This is a genomic window from Streptomyces violaceusniger Tu 4113 (assembly GCF_000147815.2).
Classification (GTDB): domain Bacteria; phylum Actinomycetota; class Actinomycetes; order Streptomycetales; family Streptomycetaceae; genus Streptomyces; species Streptomyces violaceusniger_A.
This window is the reverse complement of record NC_015957.1, coordinates 9,363,320-9,380,947: the sequence shown is the minus strand read 5'-3', so window position 1 is coordinate 9,380,947 and position 17,628 is coordinate 9,363,320. Positions and strand designations below refer to the sequence as shown.

19 protein-coding genes and 2 pseudogenes are annotated in these 17,628 nt (G+C 69.5%); 11 read left to right on the top strand and 10 right to left on the bottom strand.

Going from position 1 to position 17,628, the window contains the following annotated elements:
- Positions 1–174: 174 nt before the first annotated feature.
- A complete protein-coding gene (locus STRVI_RS38215; RefSeq protein ID WP_014060920.1) occupies positions 175–1,542 on the bottom strand; it encodes a glycoside hydrolase family 6 protein in 1,368 nt (455 codons plus the stop codon).
- A complete protein-coding gene (locus tag STRVI_RS38210; protein WP_014060919.1) occupies positions 1,539–2,735 on the bottom strand; it encodes a glycoside hydrolase family 5 protein in 1,197 nt (398 codons plus the stop codon). The genes STRVI_RS38215 and STRVI_RS38210 overlap by 4 nt, the downstream gene beginning before the upstream one ends.
- A gap of 628 nt (positions 2,736–3,363) precedes the next feature.
- Between STRVI_RS38210 and STRVI_RS38205 the strand changes: the two are divergent.
- Positions 3,364–4,989: pseudogene (locus STRVI_RS38205) on the top strand (IS200/IS605 family accessory protein TnpB-related protein); the annotation flags it as partial.
- Positions 4,959–5,529 (top strand): annotated as a pseudogene (locus STRVI_RS49330) (cellulose binding domain-containing protein); the annotation flags it as partial. The pseudogenes STRVI_RS38205 and STRVI_RS49330, both read left to right, overlap by 31 nt.
- An 82-nt stretch (positions 5,530–5,611) precedes the next feature.
- Here STRVI_RS49330 and STRVI_RS38200 read toward each other — a convergent pair.
- A complete protein-coding gene (locus STRVI_RS38200) occupies positions 5,612–7,210 on the bottom strand; it encodes a N,N-dimethylformamidase beta subunit family domain-containing protein (protein ID WP_106686012.1) in 1,599 nt (532 codons plus the stop codon).
- A 121-nt stretch (positions 7,211–7,331) separates the two neighbouring features.
- Between STRVI_RS38200 and STRVI_RS38195 the strand changes: the two genes are divergently transcribed.
- Together STRVI_RS38195 and STRVI_RS38190 are read left to right on the top strand one after the other, a co-directional pair.
- Entirely contained in the window at positions 7,332–7,604 is a 273-nt protein-coding gene (locus STRVI_RS38195) for a hypothetical protein (protein ID WP_014060916.1), read from the top strand.
- Positions 7,605–7,691: 87 nt separating this feature from the next.
- Positions 7,692–8,441 (top strand): Clp protease N-terminal domain-containing protein, encoded by a 750-nt coding sequence (locus STRVI_RS38190; protein ID WP_014060915.1) that lies wholly within the window; start codon positions 7,692–7,694, stop codon positions 8,439–8,441.
- Here STRVI_RS38190 and STRVI_RS55780 read toward each other — a convergent pair.
- Entirely contained in the window at positions 8,419–8,904 is a 486-nt protein-coding gene (locus tag STRVI_RS55780) for an STAS domain-containing protein (RefSeq protein ID WP_014060914.1), read from the bottom strand. The two genes, STRVI_RS38190 and STRVI_RS55780, sit on opposite strands and share 23 nt — an antisense overlap.
- Positions 8,905–9,011: 107 nt before the next feature.
- Here STRVI_RS55780 and STRVI_RS38180 point away from each other — a divergent pair, with 107 nt between their 5' ends.
- A complete protein-coding gene (locus STRVI_RS38180) occupies positions 9,012–9,365 on the top strand; it encodes a helix-turn-helix transcriptional regulator (protein WP_014060913.1) in 354 nt (117 codons plus the stop codon).
- An 85-nt stretch (positions 9,366–9,450) separates the two neighbouring features.
- Complete coding sequence (locus STRVI_RS38175) at positions 9,451–9,828, top strand: MerR family transcriptional regulator (protein WP_014060912.1); 378 nt, start codon at positions 9,451–9,453, stop codon at positions 9,826–9,828.
- 30 nt (positions 9,829–9,858) lie between these two features.
- On the opposite strand, the gene STRVI_RS38170 is transcribed toward STRVI_RS38175, so the two are convergent.
- The gene (locus tag STRVI_RS38170; RefSeq protein WP_014060911.1) at positions 9,859–10,491 is read right to left on the bottom strand and encodes a hypothetical protein; all 633 of its coding nucleotides are present in this window, start codon (positions 10,489–10,491) and stop codon (positions 9,859–9,861) included.
- 167 nt (positions 10,492–10,658) lie between these two features.
- Here STRVI_RS38170 and STRVI_RS49320 point away from each other — a divergent pair, with 167 nt between their 5' ends.
- Positions 10,659–10,865 carry a hypothetical protein gene (locus STRVI_RS49320; protein ID WP_078505545.1) on the top strand — a complete coding sequence of 69 codons (207 nt, stop codon included), beginning with the start codon at positions 10,659–10,661 and terminating at the stop codon, positions 10,863–10,865.
- 154 nt (positions 10,866–11,019) lie between these two features.
- On the opposite strand, the gene STRVI_RS38165 is transcribed toward STRVI_RS49320, so the two are convergent.
- The 3 genes from STRVI_RS38165 to STRVI_RS38155 all read right to left on the bottom strand — a co-directional run bounded on the left by STRVI_RS38165 (position 11,020) and on the right by STRVI_RS38155 (position 12,679).
- Positions 11,020–11,838 carry a phosphotransferase family protein gene (locus tag STRVI_RS38165; protein WP_014060909.1) on the bottom strand — a complete coding sequence of 273 codons (819 nt, stop codon included), beginning with the start codon at positions 11,836–11,838 and terminating at the stop codon, positions 11,020–11,022.
- A gap of 162 nt (positions 11,839–12,000) precedes the next feature.
- On the bottom strand, positions 12,001–12,180 hold the full coding sequence (locus STRVI_RS38160; RefSeq protein WP_014060908.1) for a hypothetical protein: 180 nt from the start codon (positions 12,178–12,180) through the stop codon (positions 12,001–12,003).
- A gap of 85 nt (positions 12,181–12,265) precedes the next feature.
- Positions 12,266–12,679, bottom strand: coding sequence for an ATP-binding protein (locus STRVI_RS38155; protein WP_014060907.1), 414 nt, complete (start codon positions 12,677–12,679; stop codon positions 12,266–12,268).
- A gap of 180 nt (positions 12,680–12,859) precedes the next feature.
- On the opposite strand from STRVI_RS38155, the gene STRVI_RS38150 reads away from it, so the two are divergent.
- The 4 genes from STRVI_RS38150 (at position 12,860) to STRVI_RS38135 (ending at position 16,086) form a co-directional block, all read left to right on the top strand.
- The gene (locus tag STRVI_RS38150) at positions 12,860–14,128 is read left to right on the top strand and encodes a helix-turn-helix domain-containing protein (protein WP_014060906.1); all 1,269 of its coding nucleotides are present in this window, start codon (positions 12,860–12,862) and stop codon (positions 14,126–14,128) included.
- Positions 14,129–14,151: 23 nt separating this feature from the next.
- Positions 14,152–14,628, top strand: coding sequence for a hypothetical protein (locus STRVI_RS38145; protein WP_014060905.1), 477 nt, complete (start codon positions 14,152–14,154; stop codon positions 14,626–14,628).
- A 293-nt stretch (positions 14,629–14,921) separates the two neighbouring features.
- Complete coding sequence (locus STRVI_RS38140) at positions 14,922–15,452, top strand: GNAT family N-acetyltransferase (protein ID WP_014060904.1); 531 nt, start codon at positions 14,922–14,924, stop codon at positions 15,450–15,452.
- A gap of 262 nt (positions 15,453–15,714) precedes the next feature.
- Entirely contained in the window at positions 15,715–16,086 is a 372-nt protein-coding gene (locus tag STRVI_RS38135) for a VOC family protein (RefSeq protein ID WP_014060903.1), read from the top strand.
- Positions 16,087–16,169: 83 nt separating this feature from the next.
- Here STRVI_RS38135 and STRVI_RS38130 read toward each other — a convergent pair whose 3' ends face one another.
- Both STRVI_RS38130 and STRVI_RS38125 read right to left on the bottom strand, forming a co-directional pair.
- Positions 16,170–16,589 (bottom strand): hypothetical protein, encoded by a 420-nt coding sequence (locus tag STRVI_RS38130; RefSeq protein WP_167543257.1) that lies wholly within the window; start codon positions 16,587–16,589, stop codon positions 16,170–16,172.
- A 206-nt stretch (positions 16,590–16,795) separates the two neighbouring features.
- Positions 16,796–17,401, bottom strand: a complete 606-nt coding sequence (locus tag STRVI_RS38125) for a hypothetical protein (RefSeq protein ID WP_014060900.1) — start codon at positions 17,399–17,401, stop codon at positions 16,796–16,798.
- Positions 17,402–17,628 lie beyond the last annotated feature (227 nt).

Below are 17,628 nucleotides of genomic sequence, written 5' to 3'. Positions count from 1 at the left end.
TCGATATGCGGCTCCGCCTCGTGAGCGACCGAGCACGGTCGACCGCCGACAGGGGGCACCTCCCAGCGGTAGCCGGGGGAGGCTGAGGCGCCCCGGAGGCGAACCGAGCCCCGAAAAAAGGGGGGCCGGTGGACAGTGTCCACCGGCCCCCCGATCAGGGGACGGGCCAGGTGCTTACAGCGCCGGATAGGCGTTCTTCAGCAGCTCCTGGAACTGGGCCGAGAACCAGTGGCCCGACAGCGGAGCGTTCGCCAGCGCACCCGACATGTTGTTGCCGTTGCGCGGGTTGCCGGTGTACGTCGGGTCGCACATCCGGTCGAAGCCCTTGCCCTCGTCGTTCGGGATCGAGGAGCTCGAGCCGTCCGACTCGCCCGGGGGCTTCATCCACACATACGCGTCGATCCCGGACGCCGGTGCCGCCTTGGGCCGCTCACCGAGCCCGGCACCGGACTGGTTGCACCAGTTGCCGATGTGGATCCGGCGGTCGTAGCGCCCGCCGTTGACGTACGTGTCCACGTCCGACTTCGCGCCGGGGCCGCTGGGCCGGGCCGAGCCGCCCCAGCCGTTGCGGGAGGTGTCGATCAGCGCGCCGACGTTGCTCGGGAAGCCGACGTTGACCAGCTCCTGGCGGAACGCCTGGGCGAAGGAGAGCTCGTCCACGTAGCGGTTCCAGTCCACCCACTTCGACTGGCGCACGGTGGTCCCGTTGACCGAGTCGTCGATGGTGTAGTTGTTCTCCTTCAGCGCGCTGTAGTTGGCCGTGTTGACGATGATGCCGGCCACCTTGTCGACCGTGCTGCCCTCGGCCGTCGCCGCCTGCTTGAGCACCTGGGCGGTGGCGTTGAAGTTGTCGTCCCAGCCGATCCAGCCGTGGTGCCCGGCGTCCACGTAGTTGTAGACGTTGCCGATGGCGCCCAGCTTGTTGAGGGCGTAGCCGACGCCCTTCACATAGTTGCCGTTCGCCTTCATGGTGTCGCACTGCGGGGTCGCGGTGGGACGGCCGTTGGTGTTGGTGACCAGGTTGGGCAGCGAGTCGATCTCGATCGTGGTGACGATCCGCAGACTCGAGTTGGCGTACTTCGACTCGGAGAGGATCGCTGCGATCGGGTCGATGAACTGCGTCTTGTACTTGTCGATCTCGGTCGGGCCGAGCTCGCCGTTGGACGCCAGCGCGGCGCAGTCACGGCCGGGCAGGTCGTAGACCACTAACTGGACGACGGTCGGGCTGCCGGCCGACTGCTGCAGCGCCTTGTCGAGGTGGGCGCGCAGCCCCATCGCGCCGTTGGCGCCGTTGATCGCGGCGATGCGGTCCAGCCAGACGCCGGTCGGCTGGTTGGAGATCTTGCTGCCGCCCGGTTCGGCGGCGGCCTTCGCCGACCAGTCGGGGTTCACGTACACCTTGGCGCCCGCGTACGGGTTGTCGACCTTCGCGGCGGCCGCCCTGCCGCTGTCCACCTGGGCGGACGCCACGCCGGTCAGCGCCCCCATGGTCAGCGCGGAGGCGGCGAGCAGAGTGCCCGCCATTCGGATTCTGCGGCTCATTGCATTCCCTTCAGGTGATCACGGAGTCCCACGCCGAAGTTGGTCGGCGTGCCGTTGTAATCGCTGATCAGAGACGGGCCCGAGGAACAGTCCCAGGTGTTCCAGGTCCAGCCCAGATACGAGGCGCCCTTGGCGTCCAGCCAGGCCATGACCCGGTCGATATAGCCGTGGGAGCAGGTGTTCTCGCCGATCTCGCCCGCCACGAACGGGACCTGGGCGATGACCGGGGCGAGCTGTTCGTTGAAACAGCTCTCGCTCGAGCAGGTGTTGAAGTTGTAGGTGTGCCAGGCGGCGGCGAGGTTGCCCGCCGGGTCGCTCGGCTTGTACGTCAGCCACTGGCGCAGATCGTTGGAGTAGGCGACCCCCGGGATCAGGACCAGATTCTTGGCACCCGCTGTCCTTACGGCGTTCAGCAGGGTCTGCATCCCGGCGACCTGGAAGTCGATTCCGGGGCAGCTCCCGCCGTCGCGCCAGCACTTCCACGCTGCCGTGAGGTCGGAGGTGGCGCGGTCCGGGAACGGCTCGTTGAACAGGTCGAAGACCACGGCCTGGTCGCTCTTGAAGGTCTGGGCGACCGAGGTCCAGAAGGCCGGGGTGTACTGCGCGTTCGGCATCGGCTTCTGGCAGGTGGCGTACTCGGTGCCGGGGCAGTGGCTGTCCCCTCCGGTGTATCTGCCGTGGGACCAGTGGAGTTCGACGATGGGCGTGATGCCATGGGCCTCCAGCCGGGCGACGAGCGCCTTGACCGCCGCGATGTAGTTGGGCCCTCCGTAGGCCGGGTCGATATGGGAAAGGCCCAGCCAGCACTCCTCGTTGAGCGGGATCCGGACCGCGTTGACCTTCCAGTCCGCGATGGCCTTGACGGAGGCGTCGTCCACGGGGCCGTCGAAGATGCCGTATCCCTGGACGCACATGAACTCACCGCCGGAGCGGTTGACGCCGAGCAGCCGCCGGGTGGCGCCGTTCTCGTCGACCAGCTTGTTGCCCGAGGCGCGCAGCTTCGGCGGTGCGGCGTTCGGGCGGAGCGGCTTGGACGGCATCGATGGCTTCGGCGGTGCGTCGGCGGGGGCGGCCGACGCGGTGGTCATGGCCGGGCCGTTCGCCGCCGACGCGGCGGTGGGCACCAGGGCGGTGCCCACCACGGATAAGACCGCGGCGGCCACCAAGGCATAAAGGCGCGGGGGTGCTCGCATGGAGCGACTCCTTGAGGTCCAAGCGCCGTTCGATACGGCGCAGACTGCTGGAACCGCTCCCACTGGTTGAAGTGAAGGTAGCGCTCGACGGGCTCATGTCAACAGTTCCCGTTCACGGAATTATCGGTAGAAGACCTCTGAGCACCCGGTGTTGTTCAAAGACTTGACACCTCATCAGGCTGACACGAACCTTGGGAGCGCTCCCACTGGTTCGCACTTTCCCCCGCCACCCGCACGAACCGCGAGGAGGTCCCCCCGATGCGCGTACAGCGTGGCTCGCCCTTATCAGGCGCCCGACTTTCAGGCGCACGACTTTCAGGGGCACGACGACGCATGAGACGGCTGGTGACCGCCCTGGCCGCCGCGCTCTCGCTCCCCGTGGCCATGACCGCGGCGGGCGGCGCCGCCCCCGCGCACGCCGCGGCGGTCCAGTGCGGGGTTGGGAACTGCTGGGGACTGACTGCGCACAGGCGTGTTGTGGCGCACATGAGTGAGTGTTCGGGCTGCGGCACGTGCGACCCCATGAGCAGGAACGAAGGTTCCTTGGTCGAATGTGTGACCTTTGCCGGTGATGGTCGTTGAGCGTGGTGAGGGGTTTTTCGGCCAGCGCGGGGGCGGGGGTGAGGGGATGGGCGGGCTACGGGAGGTGGCGGCACCGTTTGTCGCCCTTGGCCCGTCCGGAGTCGCGGTCCGGGACCGGCTCAAGCGCCTGAGTGTTGAGGATGAGAGGGTTCTTCGTCTGATCGGTGACCTGCTCGGTACGCTCGCCTCCCTGGACCTGAAAGCACGGTGCGCGGCCGGGCTGGTCCACGACACCGGCCAGTGGGCCGAGCGCAAGAGGACCCTGACGCAGGGGTCCTCCTCCCGATGGGCCGGGTCGATCACCAAGGGCACCCATGATCAGTGGGCGCTGGCCAGGCGCGGGCAGTTCGCACACGTCCAGAGTCTGGAAGCGGGTGTGCGCACGATCGCGCACCGGCTGTCCCTGCCGATCGGGGAGAAGGGCGGCAAGCGCGCTCCGGGCGGCTACCGCAGCAGGCAGGAGTGGCATGCGAAGGCCCGCCGCGTGCACGTGCTCGAAGACCGGCTTCAGGCGGCGCGGGCCGATCGTGAGGCCGGAGTCGTCCGTGTGGTGCGGGGCGGGAAGGGGCTGCTGAACACCCGCCACCACCTGCGGGCCGCCGGGCTCACCGAGGAGCAGTGGCGCACGCGGTGGCAGGCCGTGCGCCGGTTCCTCCAAGCCGATGGCGAGTCCGGCAAGCGGTTCGGCAACGAGACCATCCGCGTCACCCCCGACGGCGAGGTCTCCCTCAAACTCCCCGCCCCGCTGGCGCATCTGGCCAACGCCCCGCACGGCCGGTACGTGCTCGCCGCGCGGGTGGCGTTCGCGCACCGGGGTGAGCAGTGGCGCGACCGGGTCACCGCCAACCGCGCCATCGCCTACCGCATCCACGAAGACACATCATGTGGGCGCTGGTACCTCACCGCATCGTGGACAGTCCCCCCGGTGAAGACCGTGCCCCTGGCCGCGGCCCGCACGAACGGCCTGGTTGGCATCGACACCAACGCCGACCACCTCGCAGCCTGGCGCCTGGACACACACGGCAACCCCGTCGGAGAACCGCTCCGGTTCGGCTTCGACCTGTCCGGCCCCGCCCCACACCGTGACGCCCAGGTCCGGCACGCCCTGATCCGCCTGCTGCACTGGGCCAAACGCCACGGCCTCGCAATCGCGATCGAGAACCTCGACCTCACCGCAGAGAAGACCCGCGAGAAGCACGGCAGGCGCAAGAAGTTCCGCAACCTCATCTCCGGCATGCCCGTCAGCAGACTGCGGGCCCGGCTCGTGAGCATGGCGGCCGAACTCGGCATCACCGTCATCGCCGTCGACCCGGCCTACACCAGCAAGTGGGGCGCCCAGCACTGGCAGAAACCCCTCACCAGCACCAACCGCACCACCACCCGCCACGACGCAGCCGCCGTGGCGATCGGCAGGCGCGCCCTGGGACATCCGATCCGGCGACGGACGGCACCGCCCCCACACGACCAGAGCGATCGTGTGGGGCATCGGACCGTCCAGGCCCGACCGGGCGCCCCGAGGCGTGAGGAACCCCGCCCCCGCATCCCCGGACCACGGACACGATCCATGCGCGCCGGATGCGGAGCGAACGCGGCAGACCAGTGTGCCCAGCACCGTTCGGGGCACGCGACTGAGCATGATTCCTGGCAACAGGACTCACTTCCGCTCAGTCTTCAGGAACGGTCGACTACAAGACCAATGACCGGGGCTCCGGCTTCACCGCCGATCTCACCATCACCAACCCCGGCACCGACGCCATCGACGGCTGGACCCTCACCTACACTTACGCGGGCAACCAGAAGCTGGTCAACGGCTGGAACGGCAGCTGGTCGCAGTCCGGCAGGACCGTCACCGTCACCAACGCCGGGCACAAGCGAAGATCGCGGCCGGGGGCAATGTCACCACCGGCGCCCAGTTCACCTACAGCGGCACCAACGCCGCCCCACCTCCTTCGCCGTCAACGGCGTGGCCTGCCCGGGCGCCCATCAGCCGCCCATCGCGGTGCTGAGCAGCCCGTCCCCCGGCGCCGTCTTCACCTCCGGCGGCACCGTCCCGATGACGGCCACGGCCGCGGCGGCCGACGGGGCGACGATCAGCAAGGTGGAGTTCTACAGCGACACCAAGCTCCTCGGCACCGACACCACCTCTCCGTACGCCCTCGATTACCAGGACGTCCCGGCGGGCGACTACTCGCTCTACGCCAAGGCGTACGAATGCCGACGGGGGTGGACTTGGCGGCGGCGCCCTGGCTGCAGCGCCTGACAGGCGGGGCTCCCGGGCGCGGGAGCCCCGCCGCTCACGCGAATTCGGCGCGCGCCCCGGTCCCGTACACCGCGCGGACATTGTCCGCCGGCCGTGGCTTGTCCCGGCCGGCGGGCCCCGCCGCGAAGGCGCGCAGCAGATTCTCCGTGGTGCGGGTGACGAAGGCCCTGGTGCGTGCGTCCATCCCGTGATCGCGCCCGTTCTCATGGGTCCCCGCCATCAGGGCCTCCACCCAGCGCATCGTCCCCGAGGCGAAGACTCCCGCCCCGCTCGCCACGGTGTAGTACGCGGAGTCCGAGTGGCTGTGCCGCCCCCGGCAGACCAGGGGGGAGTGGGCGATGATCCGCAGCGGCGCCGGGGTGGGATAGCCCGGGGTGACCCGGTCGTACTCCACACCCACCAGATGGTCGAAGGAGTCGCCGTCGTCCACCCCGGTCCCGGCGAACAGCCAGTGGCCGCTGTCCAGGACGACGTACGGGGCGTCGGTCGGGTAGCCCTCGTAGAGAATGCCGGTCAGCGAGGACTCGGGATCGGGCGCGGGGGGCTGACGGAAGTCGGTGGTCCCCAGGTCGCGATGGTTCACCAGATACGGGTCGTCCCGGTAGGCGGTCTTGTAGCAGACCACGGTGCGCGCGGGGGCACCGCCGGGGCCGGGCTCCAGCCGGATCCGGCGGAAGCAGGTATTGGCGCCGAGGAAGGCCAGATTGGTGCCGTCGTCCCGGGCCCGGGTCACGTACCGCCGCTGCTGCGGGGTCCAGTACTCGTCGTGGCCGAGCGACAGGGCGGCCGAGGCGCCCTTCAGCACGGCCGGTCGCAGATGGACGTCCACGCCCGTGGTGTACGCGAGCGGAAGGCCCAGCCGTTCGGCGAGGACCACCATGGCCCGCTCGTAGACCAAGAACTTCTCCGCCCCGCTTTTCGCGTACGGCCGGTCGAAGCTGACGGCCAGCGAGCGGCTCCCGTACGCACCGTCCCGGCCCTGGTAGAGGCTGTAGCCGCCCCAGGTGTTGTACGCCTGCCAGGTGGCCGGTGCGTGCATCAGCAGCGTCCGGCCCCGCGCCTGCCGTGAGCGCACGATCAGCGGCACATAGCGCTGATGGCCATGTGAGGCGTCCAGCCGCAGCAGATACGCGCCCTCCGGCCAGTTCCGGGCGCGTATGCGCAGTGAACGGTCCCAGTCGGCCCGCACCGTGCGGGTGGCGTCGAGAAACAGGGGCGCGCCTTGCTTCTTGCCGTCCACCCGGCCCGACTGCCACACCAGGCGCGCCTGCGCCCCGCCGTACCAGCCGATCCGGTAGGCCGATACGCGGAAGGCGGGGGCGGTGGTCGACACGTAGAGGCCGACCTCCTCGTCGGGCAGCACGCTCACCCGGTCGGTATAGCCCTCGATGGCGTCGGGCGGCCCCGTCGAGCGGATGCGCCAGTCGGCACTGCCCGGCCGGGCCCGTTCCGCCTCCTCCGCCCGGCGCGCGGCGTCGGCGCGACGGGAGGGGCGGGCGCGGTGGCCATCGCGTCCGGCAGAGTCGCAGCCCGTCGCGGCCACCCCGGCGGCCCCGGCACCGGCCGCCGCCGTGGCCCCGAGGAAGCCCCGGCGGCCCAGCCCGCCGGCTATGCGGCCCTGTTCTCCGTCCACCGGATCATCGTGGGCCGCGCCGCGGAGCCGGGCGAGCCGGTGCGGTCCGACGGGGTATCCGGCCGCGCGGTCCGGCGCCTCCGAGGTGCGGTGAGAGGGCGTGGGGAGCAGCCTGGGGCATATGACCGAATCCCAGGCCCCGCGCATTCACCGGCCTCCGATCGTGGTGCTCGGCGTGCAGCAGAACGATCCCCCCTTCCGTCTGGTCGAGATCGCCGGTGAGCTGGCGGGCAAGGCGCACTCGGTCCTGGACGTCATCGAGATCGCCCGGGAGGTCGGACTGGACGACGTCGATCTGGACGATCCGGATGTGGTCCGGTGGGTGGGCGGCGACAAGTTCACGTGGACGTCGTTCTGGCCCCCGCACCGGCCGCGCCACGAGCACCGCGGCTAGGCGGGCACGCGGGGCCGGGCTCTCGCCACTTGAATTCACTGTCAACCTGGCATTGACGCCTGCAGGGTGTCAACCTATGGTTGACGCATGACGAAACCAGTCGGACTCAGTCATCCCGTACGCCTCGACGATCTGATCGAGGCCATCAAGAAGGTCCACACCGACGCCCTCGAGCAGCTCACCGACGCGGTGATCGCCGCCGAGCACCTCGATGAGGTGGCCGACCACCTCATCGGCCACTTCGTGGACCAGGCCCGCCGCTCCGGCGCCTCCTGGACCGATATCGGCAAGAGCATGGGGGTGACGCGGCAGGCGGCCCAGAAGCGCTTCGTCCCCAAGGCGCCCGGTGAACCGTCGGACCTCGACCCCAACCAGGGCTTCAGCCGCTACACCCCACGGGCGCGGAACACCGTGATGGCGGCGGCGAACGAGGCCCGCGCGGCCTCCAACGGCGAGGTGCGCCCCGAGCACCTGGTCCTTGGCCTCCTCCAGGAGCCGGAGGGCCTCGCCGCGAAGGCGATCCTCGCCCAGGGCGTCCTGCTGGACACCGTCCGCCAGGCGGCCACCGAGGCCCTCCCTCCGGCCGCCGAGGAGGTGCCCGAGCTCATCCCGTACGACGCGGGCGCCCGCAAGGTCCTGGAGCTCACCTTCCGCGAGGCCCTGCGGCTGGGCCACAACTACATCGGCACCGAGCACATCCTCCTCGCCCTCCTCGAACACGAGGACGGCGCGGGCCTGTTGACCGGCCTCGGCATCGACAAGGCCACCGCCGTGGACAACATCACCCAGGCGCTGACCCGAATCGCCGAGGCCATCAAGGACGAGAAGGAGGCGTGACCGAGCGGCCCTCGGCGGCCCGACGGCAGGGGCGCGGGGGCAAGAACAGCGGTGATGTGCCGGTCAGGGTGAGGACTCGCCTGACCATGCGACTCGGGGAGCGGACGGTGACCGTCTTGCCGTGCGCGAGCGCCTCTCGGCGAAGCCTCAGCAGCGCGTTGAGGCCCGAACAGTCCCAGAACGCCACCCCGCTCAGGTCCACGTCGACGCCCTCGGCGGAGGCGCGGAGGGCTTCGTGCAGGACGGCGGACAAGGCGGGGGCGGTCTCGTAGTCCACTTCGCCCCATACCACGACAACCTTTCGGGGCCCCTCCTGGTAGCTGTCGGTGATGAGGGTGGCCGAGGCTGCGGGGGAGGGGCGCGACGGCGTCGCCCCGGCTGATGCCCCGGGTGCGGCCTCATGTATGGGCCGGTACGGCAAGCGATGTCCGGGCTCGGGTGACGAGACCTCTCGTGCGTGCATCTGTCCGTCTCCCTCCGAGTCGCCGGGCTACAATTACACGACTTGTCTTACACGAAGCGGGATTCATGTTTACAGATGCATCATCGCTTTGGCAATATCATGAGGCCATGGGAGGAGTGCCTGAATCGCATACCGGATGGACGTTCCTGACGAACCATGCCCGCGTGCTGGCCACGATCGCCGACGATCCGAACGTGCGGATCCGCGACATCGCCGCGCACTGCAGGCTGACGGAGCGCGCCGTCCAAAAGATCATCGCTGACCTGGAACAGGACGGGTATCTGTCCCACACCCGTGAGGGGCGTACGAACACGTACCGCATCGAGCCGGGGAAGGTCCTGCGCCACCCGGCCGAGGCCGGCCTCCCCGTGGCCTCGCTCCTCTCCCTGCTCCTCGAGGACGAGGCCCGGCGCGGCCGCGCCGACGGGTCCGTCGGCGGTGGGAACCCGACAGCGCACTGACGCTCCCGCCCACCGAGATCCGACCCCGCCGCACCACACCTCGACTACGCTGAAACGACCCTTGACGTCAGAGGTAGGAGTCACGGTGCGCATTGGCGAACTCGCCGCCCGGACCGGCGTCAGTGTGCGAGCGCTGCGCTACTACGAAGAGCAGCACCTGCTCACCTCGGAGCGCAGCCCCAGCGGCCAGCGCCACTACCCGGATACCGCGGTCGCCCGCGTCCTGCTGATCCAGTGCTTCTACGCCGCGGGCCTGTCCAGCAAGACCATCCGCGAACTCCTCCCCTGCATGCACACCGGCGTCGCCACCCCCGCCATGCGCGCCCGCCTCACCTCCGAACGCGACCGCATCAACGCCCAGATCGCCGACCTGGCCATGGCCCGCGACCACCTGGAGGCCCTCATGACCGCGGCCGACAGCATGGTCGATGGCGAGACCCGGTGCGCCCCGCTAAGCGCGTGATTTACCGCAGCGGCCAGGGCAGGCGGCCGGTCAGCGGCGGGCGCCGCTCCCGCCGTGATAGCCGAGTTCGAGGTAGCGGGTGCGGTTGCTCCAGGAGGCGAGGTCGGGCGTATCGGCCAGAACGTCGTGCCAGCGCGAGCCGCCGGAGGCCGCCTTACCGGAAGGGTCCCCTGGGTCATGCGCGGGCAGCGGATAGCCGGGGCGCACGCCGGGACGCCCGGCCCAGAGCCGCACCCCCGACCGCGCCTCAAACTCGCGGACCGGCTCCCACAAGCCCACCGAGAACATGCCGGCGAGCTGGTGCATGGCGATGAAGCTGGCTATGCCGCCCTCGGGGTCCGTGGAGTCCGGGCGCTCGGTGAGGGCGTGCCACAGGAAGTACGGGTTCGGTAGCCGCACGTCGGGCTGGAAACGGTAGACGAGCCGGTTCAGCCTGATCGAGCCGATGCGCGGCAGCTTGACCCGGGTGAGCGGGATGACCTCGCGCTTGCCGCCGGTCCAGGTCAGCCTCTGGTTGCGGCCCATGTAGCCGGGCTCGCTGTAGACCGTGACGTGAAGGCGTTCCCTGCGATCAGGCCGCCGGTTGTGCAGCAGGCCCGCGCCCACGACGGCGCCGCCCACGGAGGCCAGGCCCGCCAGGAGGATTCCGGTCTTGCGCTTCATCGGGACGCGACACCTCGCTTCTGACGGGACGACCGCCTTCATCATGTGCCACGCCGCGGAGGACCTCCATGGTTTCCCGCATCCCGCCGCCCGGCCCAACCTCAGCCACCTCTCTCTCCGGTGAGACGATCACGAGGACCGGAAGAACGAATGCAGGGGCCGGGAACATGGCTGTTCTGGTGCTGCTGGGCGTCTTGGCGCTTGCCACCGGCGGATGCGCGTGTGTGGTGTGGGCCGAGCGCGGCGGGCCTCGTTGGGCCCGCGTGGTGGCGACCGTGACGCTTGCCGCGGGGGAACTCCTGCGGCGCTCCCGGAAGAACCGACGCCGAAGCCTGAACCGGACCAGCGGTGATGGTGGCAGTGGCGATGACTAGGGTGCGTTCAGAAGCGGATCTGGCCGGGCAGGCATCCGCCTGTGGTCCGGTCCGCACGCTGATCCCCGAGAGAAGCCCTGGGCGGCGGCATCCCGGAGCGCCCTGGCCGCCCCGCCCGCACGCCACGGGGGTGGCGCAGGAGCGGGGGCTGGACTCACGCGGTCTCGGTCCGGCCGCACTCCAGCAAGCGCCGGAAGCGGCTGTTGCTCGGTTCCGCGCTCTTGTCGCCGACGGTCGCCGTCCAGTGGCGGCATGTCGCGTCGACGAACGCGCGGATCGCGGACGGCCTCGCCCGCCGCCAGCTTGCGAACTGCCCGAGCCACGCCAGGGCGTCCTCGGGCGGCTGCCCGCATTCCATGAGCCGGACCGCGGTGCAGGCGGGATCCACCCAGGCCGGGCCGATCGCGGGCATGGCCCAGTCCACGAGGTACGCCTCCCCGCCGCCGTCGCCGATCATGATGTTGTGGGGGTTGGTGTCGGTGTGCAGCAGGTGGCTCCCCTGGAGAATCTGCGCCTCGCCCGGCCGCAGGAACGTCCGGAGCCTGTCCGCGAACTGAGGCAGGGGGAAGTCCGGGACCGGGAGGTCGTGGGTCCGCCGCAGGGTGGCGGCCACGGCTGCCAGGTCCTGGGAGCCGGGCCCCAGGTCCGCGTGCCGACCGCTGATGCAGCCGAACGCCAGGGCCGTCCAGCCGCCCGCGTCGAACCGGTGGCGGATCGCGGGGCTGACGCCGCCGATGCCGCCGACGGTCGCGTTGATTCGCTCCTCACACCGGAGCGCCGCCATGCCGGGCTCGTCGGTGCGGCGCACGCCCTTGAGGAACAGCGGGCCGTTGTACGCCGTCTCGATGATCAGGGCCGTGGAGCAATTGAGCCCGTCCGCGATGCCCTCGGCCGCGACCACCTTTCCCGTACGGGCCTCCACGGCGCTGCGCAGGTCGGCCGGAAGGTCGTCCCATTCCACGCGCTCACTCACGTCACATCTCCCCTGGATACGAGGTCGGGATACCGGTCTCCCGACACCCCTTCCGGCGTGGGCCCCAGCGGCGCGGAGATCGCGCTGACTCACCAGGGTCCAGGTGAACGGTGCGGAAGGCGAGCAGCGCGGCCCGTGCGGCGGGGCCCTGGTGACGGCGCCTCATCCGACGCCTCCTGACCGGGCCTTGCGCGTGGCCTCCTCATGGGCGCGCACCAGCCGCTCGCCCTCCGAGCAGACGGCGCCGGGTGTCCGGCACGTCAGGCAGCCCGCAGCGTGCTCGATCGCCGTTCGCCACGCTTCGGTGGCGAACGGCTCGGCGGTCTGCTCGCCGCTCGTCATTAGGAGTGCTCCCCTGACCTGGTCCCGAACGCCGTGGTGAGGTCACGCGGGCGGCCGTGCGGCGGGTGGTCGGCGGTGTGGATGATCAATCGCACTTCATCTCACCCCAGACCTGCTTGCCCCAGCGGTACCGGTCCGTCCCCCATCGGTCCGTGAGGGCGTCGACCAACAGCAGCCCCCGGCCTCGGGTGTTGTCGCCGTTGGAGTCCGTCCGCAGATAGGGAACGTTGCGGGACCGATCCACGACGCCGAGGCGGACGAACTTCTCGGACGGTCGGGTGACGACGACCCGGATCGACTCCAGACGGGCATGGTCGACGGCGTTGGAGACCAGCTCGGTGATCACCAGCGCGGCGTCCTCGATCAGGTCCTCCTGGCTCCAGGCGGCCAGTGCGGTCCGCACCAGCTTGCGGGCGACTTCCGCGCTCGCCGGTACGCGGCCCATGGTCTGGGAGTATCCGGGGTGCCCCGTGGGGCGAGGTGTAGCGGTCACGGTCATCAGCGCTCCCCCATGGAGATGTCTCCACGGTCCGTGAATGTGGTGGGACGACTGAAGCGTGAGACATGCTGTCTGTACCAACCGTGACCCGACCTGTGCATACGGTTATGCGCTGTGCGCATGCGCTTGGCGGAATCACTTCGCGGCGAGGTACCAAGGTGCCGGGGGGAAAGAAAAGCAATGAACCGGTCAACTCAAGCGGTACGAGAGGCATCGCGCAGCGGTGACTACGGGCGGGTGGTCAAGCTCGTCCGGGTCGATGCGCAACTCTCCCAGAAGCAGTTGGGGCAGGCGTGTGGCCTGAGTCAGTCAGCGATCTCGCGACTGGAAGCGCACGGCGCCGCGACCTACAACATGACCCTCTTGGCGAGGGTGGCCACCCACCTGAACATCCCATTCCGGCTGGTCGGCCTCGCCGATCAATCTGCGGTCCAGGCCGCCAATGTGGACGGATCAGACGTGGAAAGGCGCACCTTCCTTCACGGGACGGCGGCGATAGTCGCTGCTCCGATACTCACCCCGGCCTCCATGACACACCGTCATCAAGGCAACGACGGAGGCCAGGCAGCCAGCCTCAGGCTCGCCACGACGGCGTTCCGGCGTCTCGACGGCACAACGCCCTCCAGGCAGCTTCAGGAGCCCGTACTCGCCCACCTTCGCCTCGCGCAGACCATCACCAGCGAGGCGGACCACCAGGACGCCAGGTATCGCCTTGCCGCGGTCGGGAGCGAGGTCGCGAGCTTGGCCGGATGGCTGGCCTGGGACATGGGTGACTACGGTTCCGCCAGGACCTGGTACGGGAACGCCATCAAGGCGGCCCGCAGCTCCGGAGACCGCCTCCTGGCCGCCTACCAACTCGGCTCCCTCGCCCAGTTCGAGGCCCATGTCGGCAACGCCGTGCAAAGCCTGAACCTCCTCAACCAGGCCCGTAGTCGGCTCGAAGAGCGACCCATCGCCACGGCCACCGCGTGGCTGAGCGCCTCCGAGGCCCTGGCGCATGCCGTAGCGGGTGATGCCCGAATGTCGGACCGGGCCCTGGCCCAGGCGGCCAAGGCTGCCGAGCAGGTGTCCACCGAGGATCCCGCGCCCTGGCCTTGGATGTTCACGTTCAACGGCGCCAAGGTCGCGGCCATGCGCCTGACCTGCGGAGCGCGACTCGGGCTCCCTGAATGGGTCAGAGCGGCCCAGGACGAGGCGGGCGAGGCCATGACCTCCGGACATGAGAAGCAGCGGGCCCTGCTCATGCTCGATCTCGCCTCCGCGCACATGGTCGCGGGACGGCTTGACGGGGCATTCTCCCTGGCGACCAGGGCATTGGAGACGGGCGTGCGCTATCGATCCGGACGGATCGTGGAGCGGTCCCGCGCAGTGCGCCGATCCTTCACCTCGGCTAACAAGCCGCAGGTGGTAAGGGAGTTCGACGAGCGCTTGCACGGAATCTATCTGTGAGCATTGAGCGGAAGGATGAGGCCATGCGACTGGGGATCACCGGCCATCGGGGGCTGCCCAAGCACAGCGAGAACCTGGTTCGTACCGCTCTCGCGGAAGTGGTCCGGAAGTACGGCAGCGATGATCTGATCGCGGTCTCGTGCATCGCGGACGGTCCGGACTCCTGGTTCGCCCAGTTCGTTCTGGACCACAGAGGTCGGATCGAAGTGGTGATCCCGGCAGACGAGTACCGCGCCGGCCTCCCCACCTGGCACCACCCCACCTACGACGCCCTGCTCATACGCGCTTCCGAGATCCATTCGACCGGCCTCAAGGAGTCCACCTCGGAGGCCCACCAAGCGGGCAGCGAGATCCTCGTGGGCGTGGTGGACAGGCTGATCGCCGTCTGGGACGGACAACCCGCTCGCGGATACGGCGGCACCGCGGACGTCGTGTCCTACGCGGAGAGGACAGGTGTGCCCGTGGAGAGAGTCTGGCCAGAGGGCGCGACACGGGACTGACGCGAACGCACGGGCCCGTCGGGCCAGGTACAACGGTGGGCCGTGAAGCCGCCCACCGGTGACTGACTGCGCCCCGCAGTCAGTCACCGTACGCCGGTCGGTGACTCAATCGCGCTCTGTTGCCTGCCGGGCCCGTTTCGTAGCGTCGTCAGTACGGTCGCATGCGCCAGCGCGATCCCTGGCCGAATGCGCTCACTTCTCGGTGACTACTACCGCGACTTGATCACTCTCGCTCCTGACGCGGGCATCGCCCGAGAGTGGGGAGACCGCTACCGATCCGAATGGAGTCGATCTTGAGTGCCGCTGGTCTGGACGTCCGCCACTTCACCCACGCGGACCTCCCGGAGATCCGCCAGACGCTGATCGACGTACACGCAGACGCCTATGCGAACGCGATGGACGACGAGTTCAACCAGCGCTTCTCCTGGTTCGTGGACCACTGGGGCGGCAACCCGGAGTTCTCCTGCGTGATCGCGTTCGACGGCGACAAGGCAGTGGGCTTCGCGTACGGCGCCCCGGCCAGCCCCGGTCGTGAGTGGTGGCGCGAGTACCTCGACCCGGCGCCGGAGAAGGACTTGACCTTCGCGTACTCCGAGCTGGCCGTGATCCCGGAGTGGCGCAAGCAGGGACTGGCCGAGCGGCTGACCCGGACGCTGATGGCAGGGCGGGACGAGGTCCTTGCGGTCCTGCTCGTGGACACCGAACATCCCCGGGTACAGGCCCTGTACGAGTCCTGGGGCTTCCGGAAGGTGGGGGAGCGCCAGCCCTTCCCGGACTCTCCGCTCTTCGCCGTGATGCTCGCGGAGCTTCCGCTGCCGAGCTGACGCCGGACACACATGGGCGGGGCTTGGTGGGGTCGTCAGTGCGTATTTCCGAACCCCGAAATGGCAGGTCAGTGCGATGGGACGGCAGGAGCTGGAGAGGGGCGTCGTTCGCTGAACGGTCACGGTGACCGAAACGCGAACGGAACCATCGGGGCAGGGGACAACGCCGGAAGTTCGGAAGCACGCACTGAGCTTGCTCTTCAACCTTGGGTTGGGCACCGGCCGTTTGGCCCGCTCGCGGGCCAGTGGCAGAGTGAGCCGGATGATCGGACGCCTGTACACCGTTGTCATCGACTGCCCCGACCCGGATGAACTCGCTGGCTTCTACGAGAAGCTGCTGTCGCTCTCACGGCAGGCGGACACCGGCGAATTCGTCGTGCTCCAGAACGCGGCGGGCGCCCCGGTGGTCGCCTTCCAGCGGGTAGACGACTTTCGCGCGCCGCGCTGGACGGATTCCGCGCGCCCTCAGCAAATGCACATCGACGTGATGGTCGCGGACCTCGATACGGCTGAGGCCCAGGTGCTCTCCCTCGGTGCGACGCTGCTGGATGGTTCGGACAAGCCGATCGGTTACCGCGTCTACGAGGACCCCGTCGGCCATCCCTTCTGCCTGATCACTCCCGAGGGAGCCTGACCTGAGCGTCGCCAGCCGCTGAGCAGGGTCGGGGATCGTGTCGAGGGCCCGACGCCAGTCAGGCCCTCGACGAGGGAGTGAGGCTAGAGCACGGCGACGGTGAACGGCCTGTCCGCGGGTTCGCCGCTGCTGTTGCTGGTCACGACTGTGATGGCATCCGTGGCGCGGCCGCAGTATGCATGTGGTGCGCCGATGGCGGTGATCTCGCCCCGGAAGTTGTTGAGCGTGGCGACGATCGCCGCGTCGGCCAGGTCCTCGACGACGTTGGGATCCGAGACCTTGACGCAGTAGACGCCCGCGGCGGTCGTCCCGGACCCCCGGGTGACCGACGCGACGTTCTTGGATGCGAGGACGGTGGCGTCCTGCGCCACCTTCGCGGCGGCACGGGCGTACGGGGCGTCCATGCCGTCGGCCGAAGCACTGCCGGACAAGGCGGTCAGTGTCGTTACAGCGCCCAGGATGAGTACGAGGACGCGACTGGTGCGGCGTGCTGAGGTTCGCATTGCCTGCTCTTTCTCGGCCACAGGCGCTGTGGAGACAGCGACCGGCCGGGGAATCCGATGGGATGGCGGTGTCACCGCCAGGGCAGAGCAGAGCAGGGCAGGGAAGTGCGCTCCTCAAGGGCTGGAGGGGGCAAGCGTGGGCCTCCTGTGAGTTCGCCCGCCCCACGCCTCGTCGGCGAACGGGTCGGCGGTCTGCTCGGCGGTCGTCATCGGGTCCTGCCCTGCTGCAGCGCGCGGCGCATGGCGGCGGCCTGGGCCACGGCATCGGCCGGGCAGTCCCGGGCGTGGGTGGGGCAGGCGTAGACGGTGTGGCCGGCGACACTGCCGCTGTGCTCGATCGCGACCGGGACGGGCTCGTCGGTGGGCAGTTGGCAGCGATAGCAGAGCTGCCGACCGTCCGGTGCGGGGCCGAGGACTTCGTCAACGGCCTGGCGCAGGGCGTGGGCCAGGTGATTGGTGTCGGTCAGATACCGGTCCGGGCCGAGCGGGATCCGCCAGTGCGTCCGGTGCTCGGGCCCCCAGGCGGCGGGCGGTACGCCAAGGAGGGTGCCTTCGTCGGTGAGCGTGGTGAGGACGCGGACTTGGCGGATGCACCAACTGCGGGCGGTGTCGATGCCGATCAGCCAGTACGTCTTGCCGTAGAGGCCGTCCTGGATGACGGCGCCGGATCGGCCGCCGAGCAATTCCAGGGCGCGGTCGGCGATAGGGGTGGGCGCGTCGATGGCGTCCCACCATGTGCCCACCGGTAACGCCTCGATGTCCTGTTTGTTCGGCGGTGTCCACGGGAGGGCTTGGGTCGTAGAGGTGGCCATGCTGCGCTCCTTGTGGCGTTGGCCGCGCCCCGGGAGGCTCCGCCGCCTCGCCGGGGTTTCGTCGTACCCGCTGACGCTACGAACCTGGGCCTTGCAGGCGCCATGAACTTGCAGCAGCTTGCACCCGAGTTTTCTCACGAGCTCCGATGCCACTGCGCGCCCTTGACGGTTTCTCTCGAAGAGCCCACGGTGGTGCAAGTCCGTGTAAGCATCAGAGCGTTGGAGGG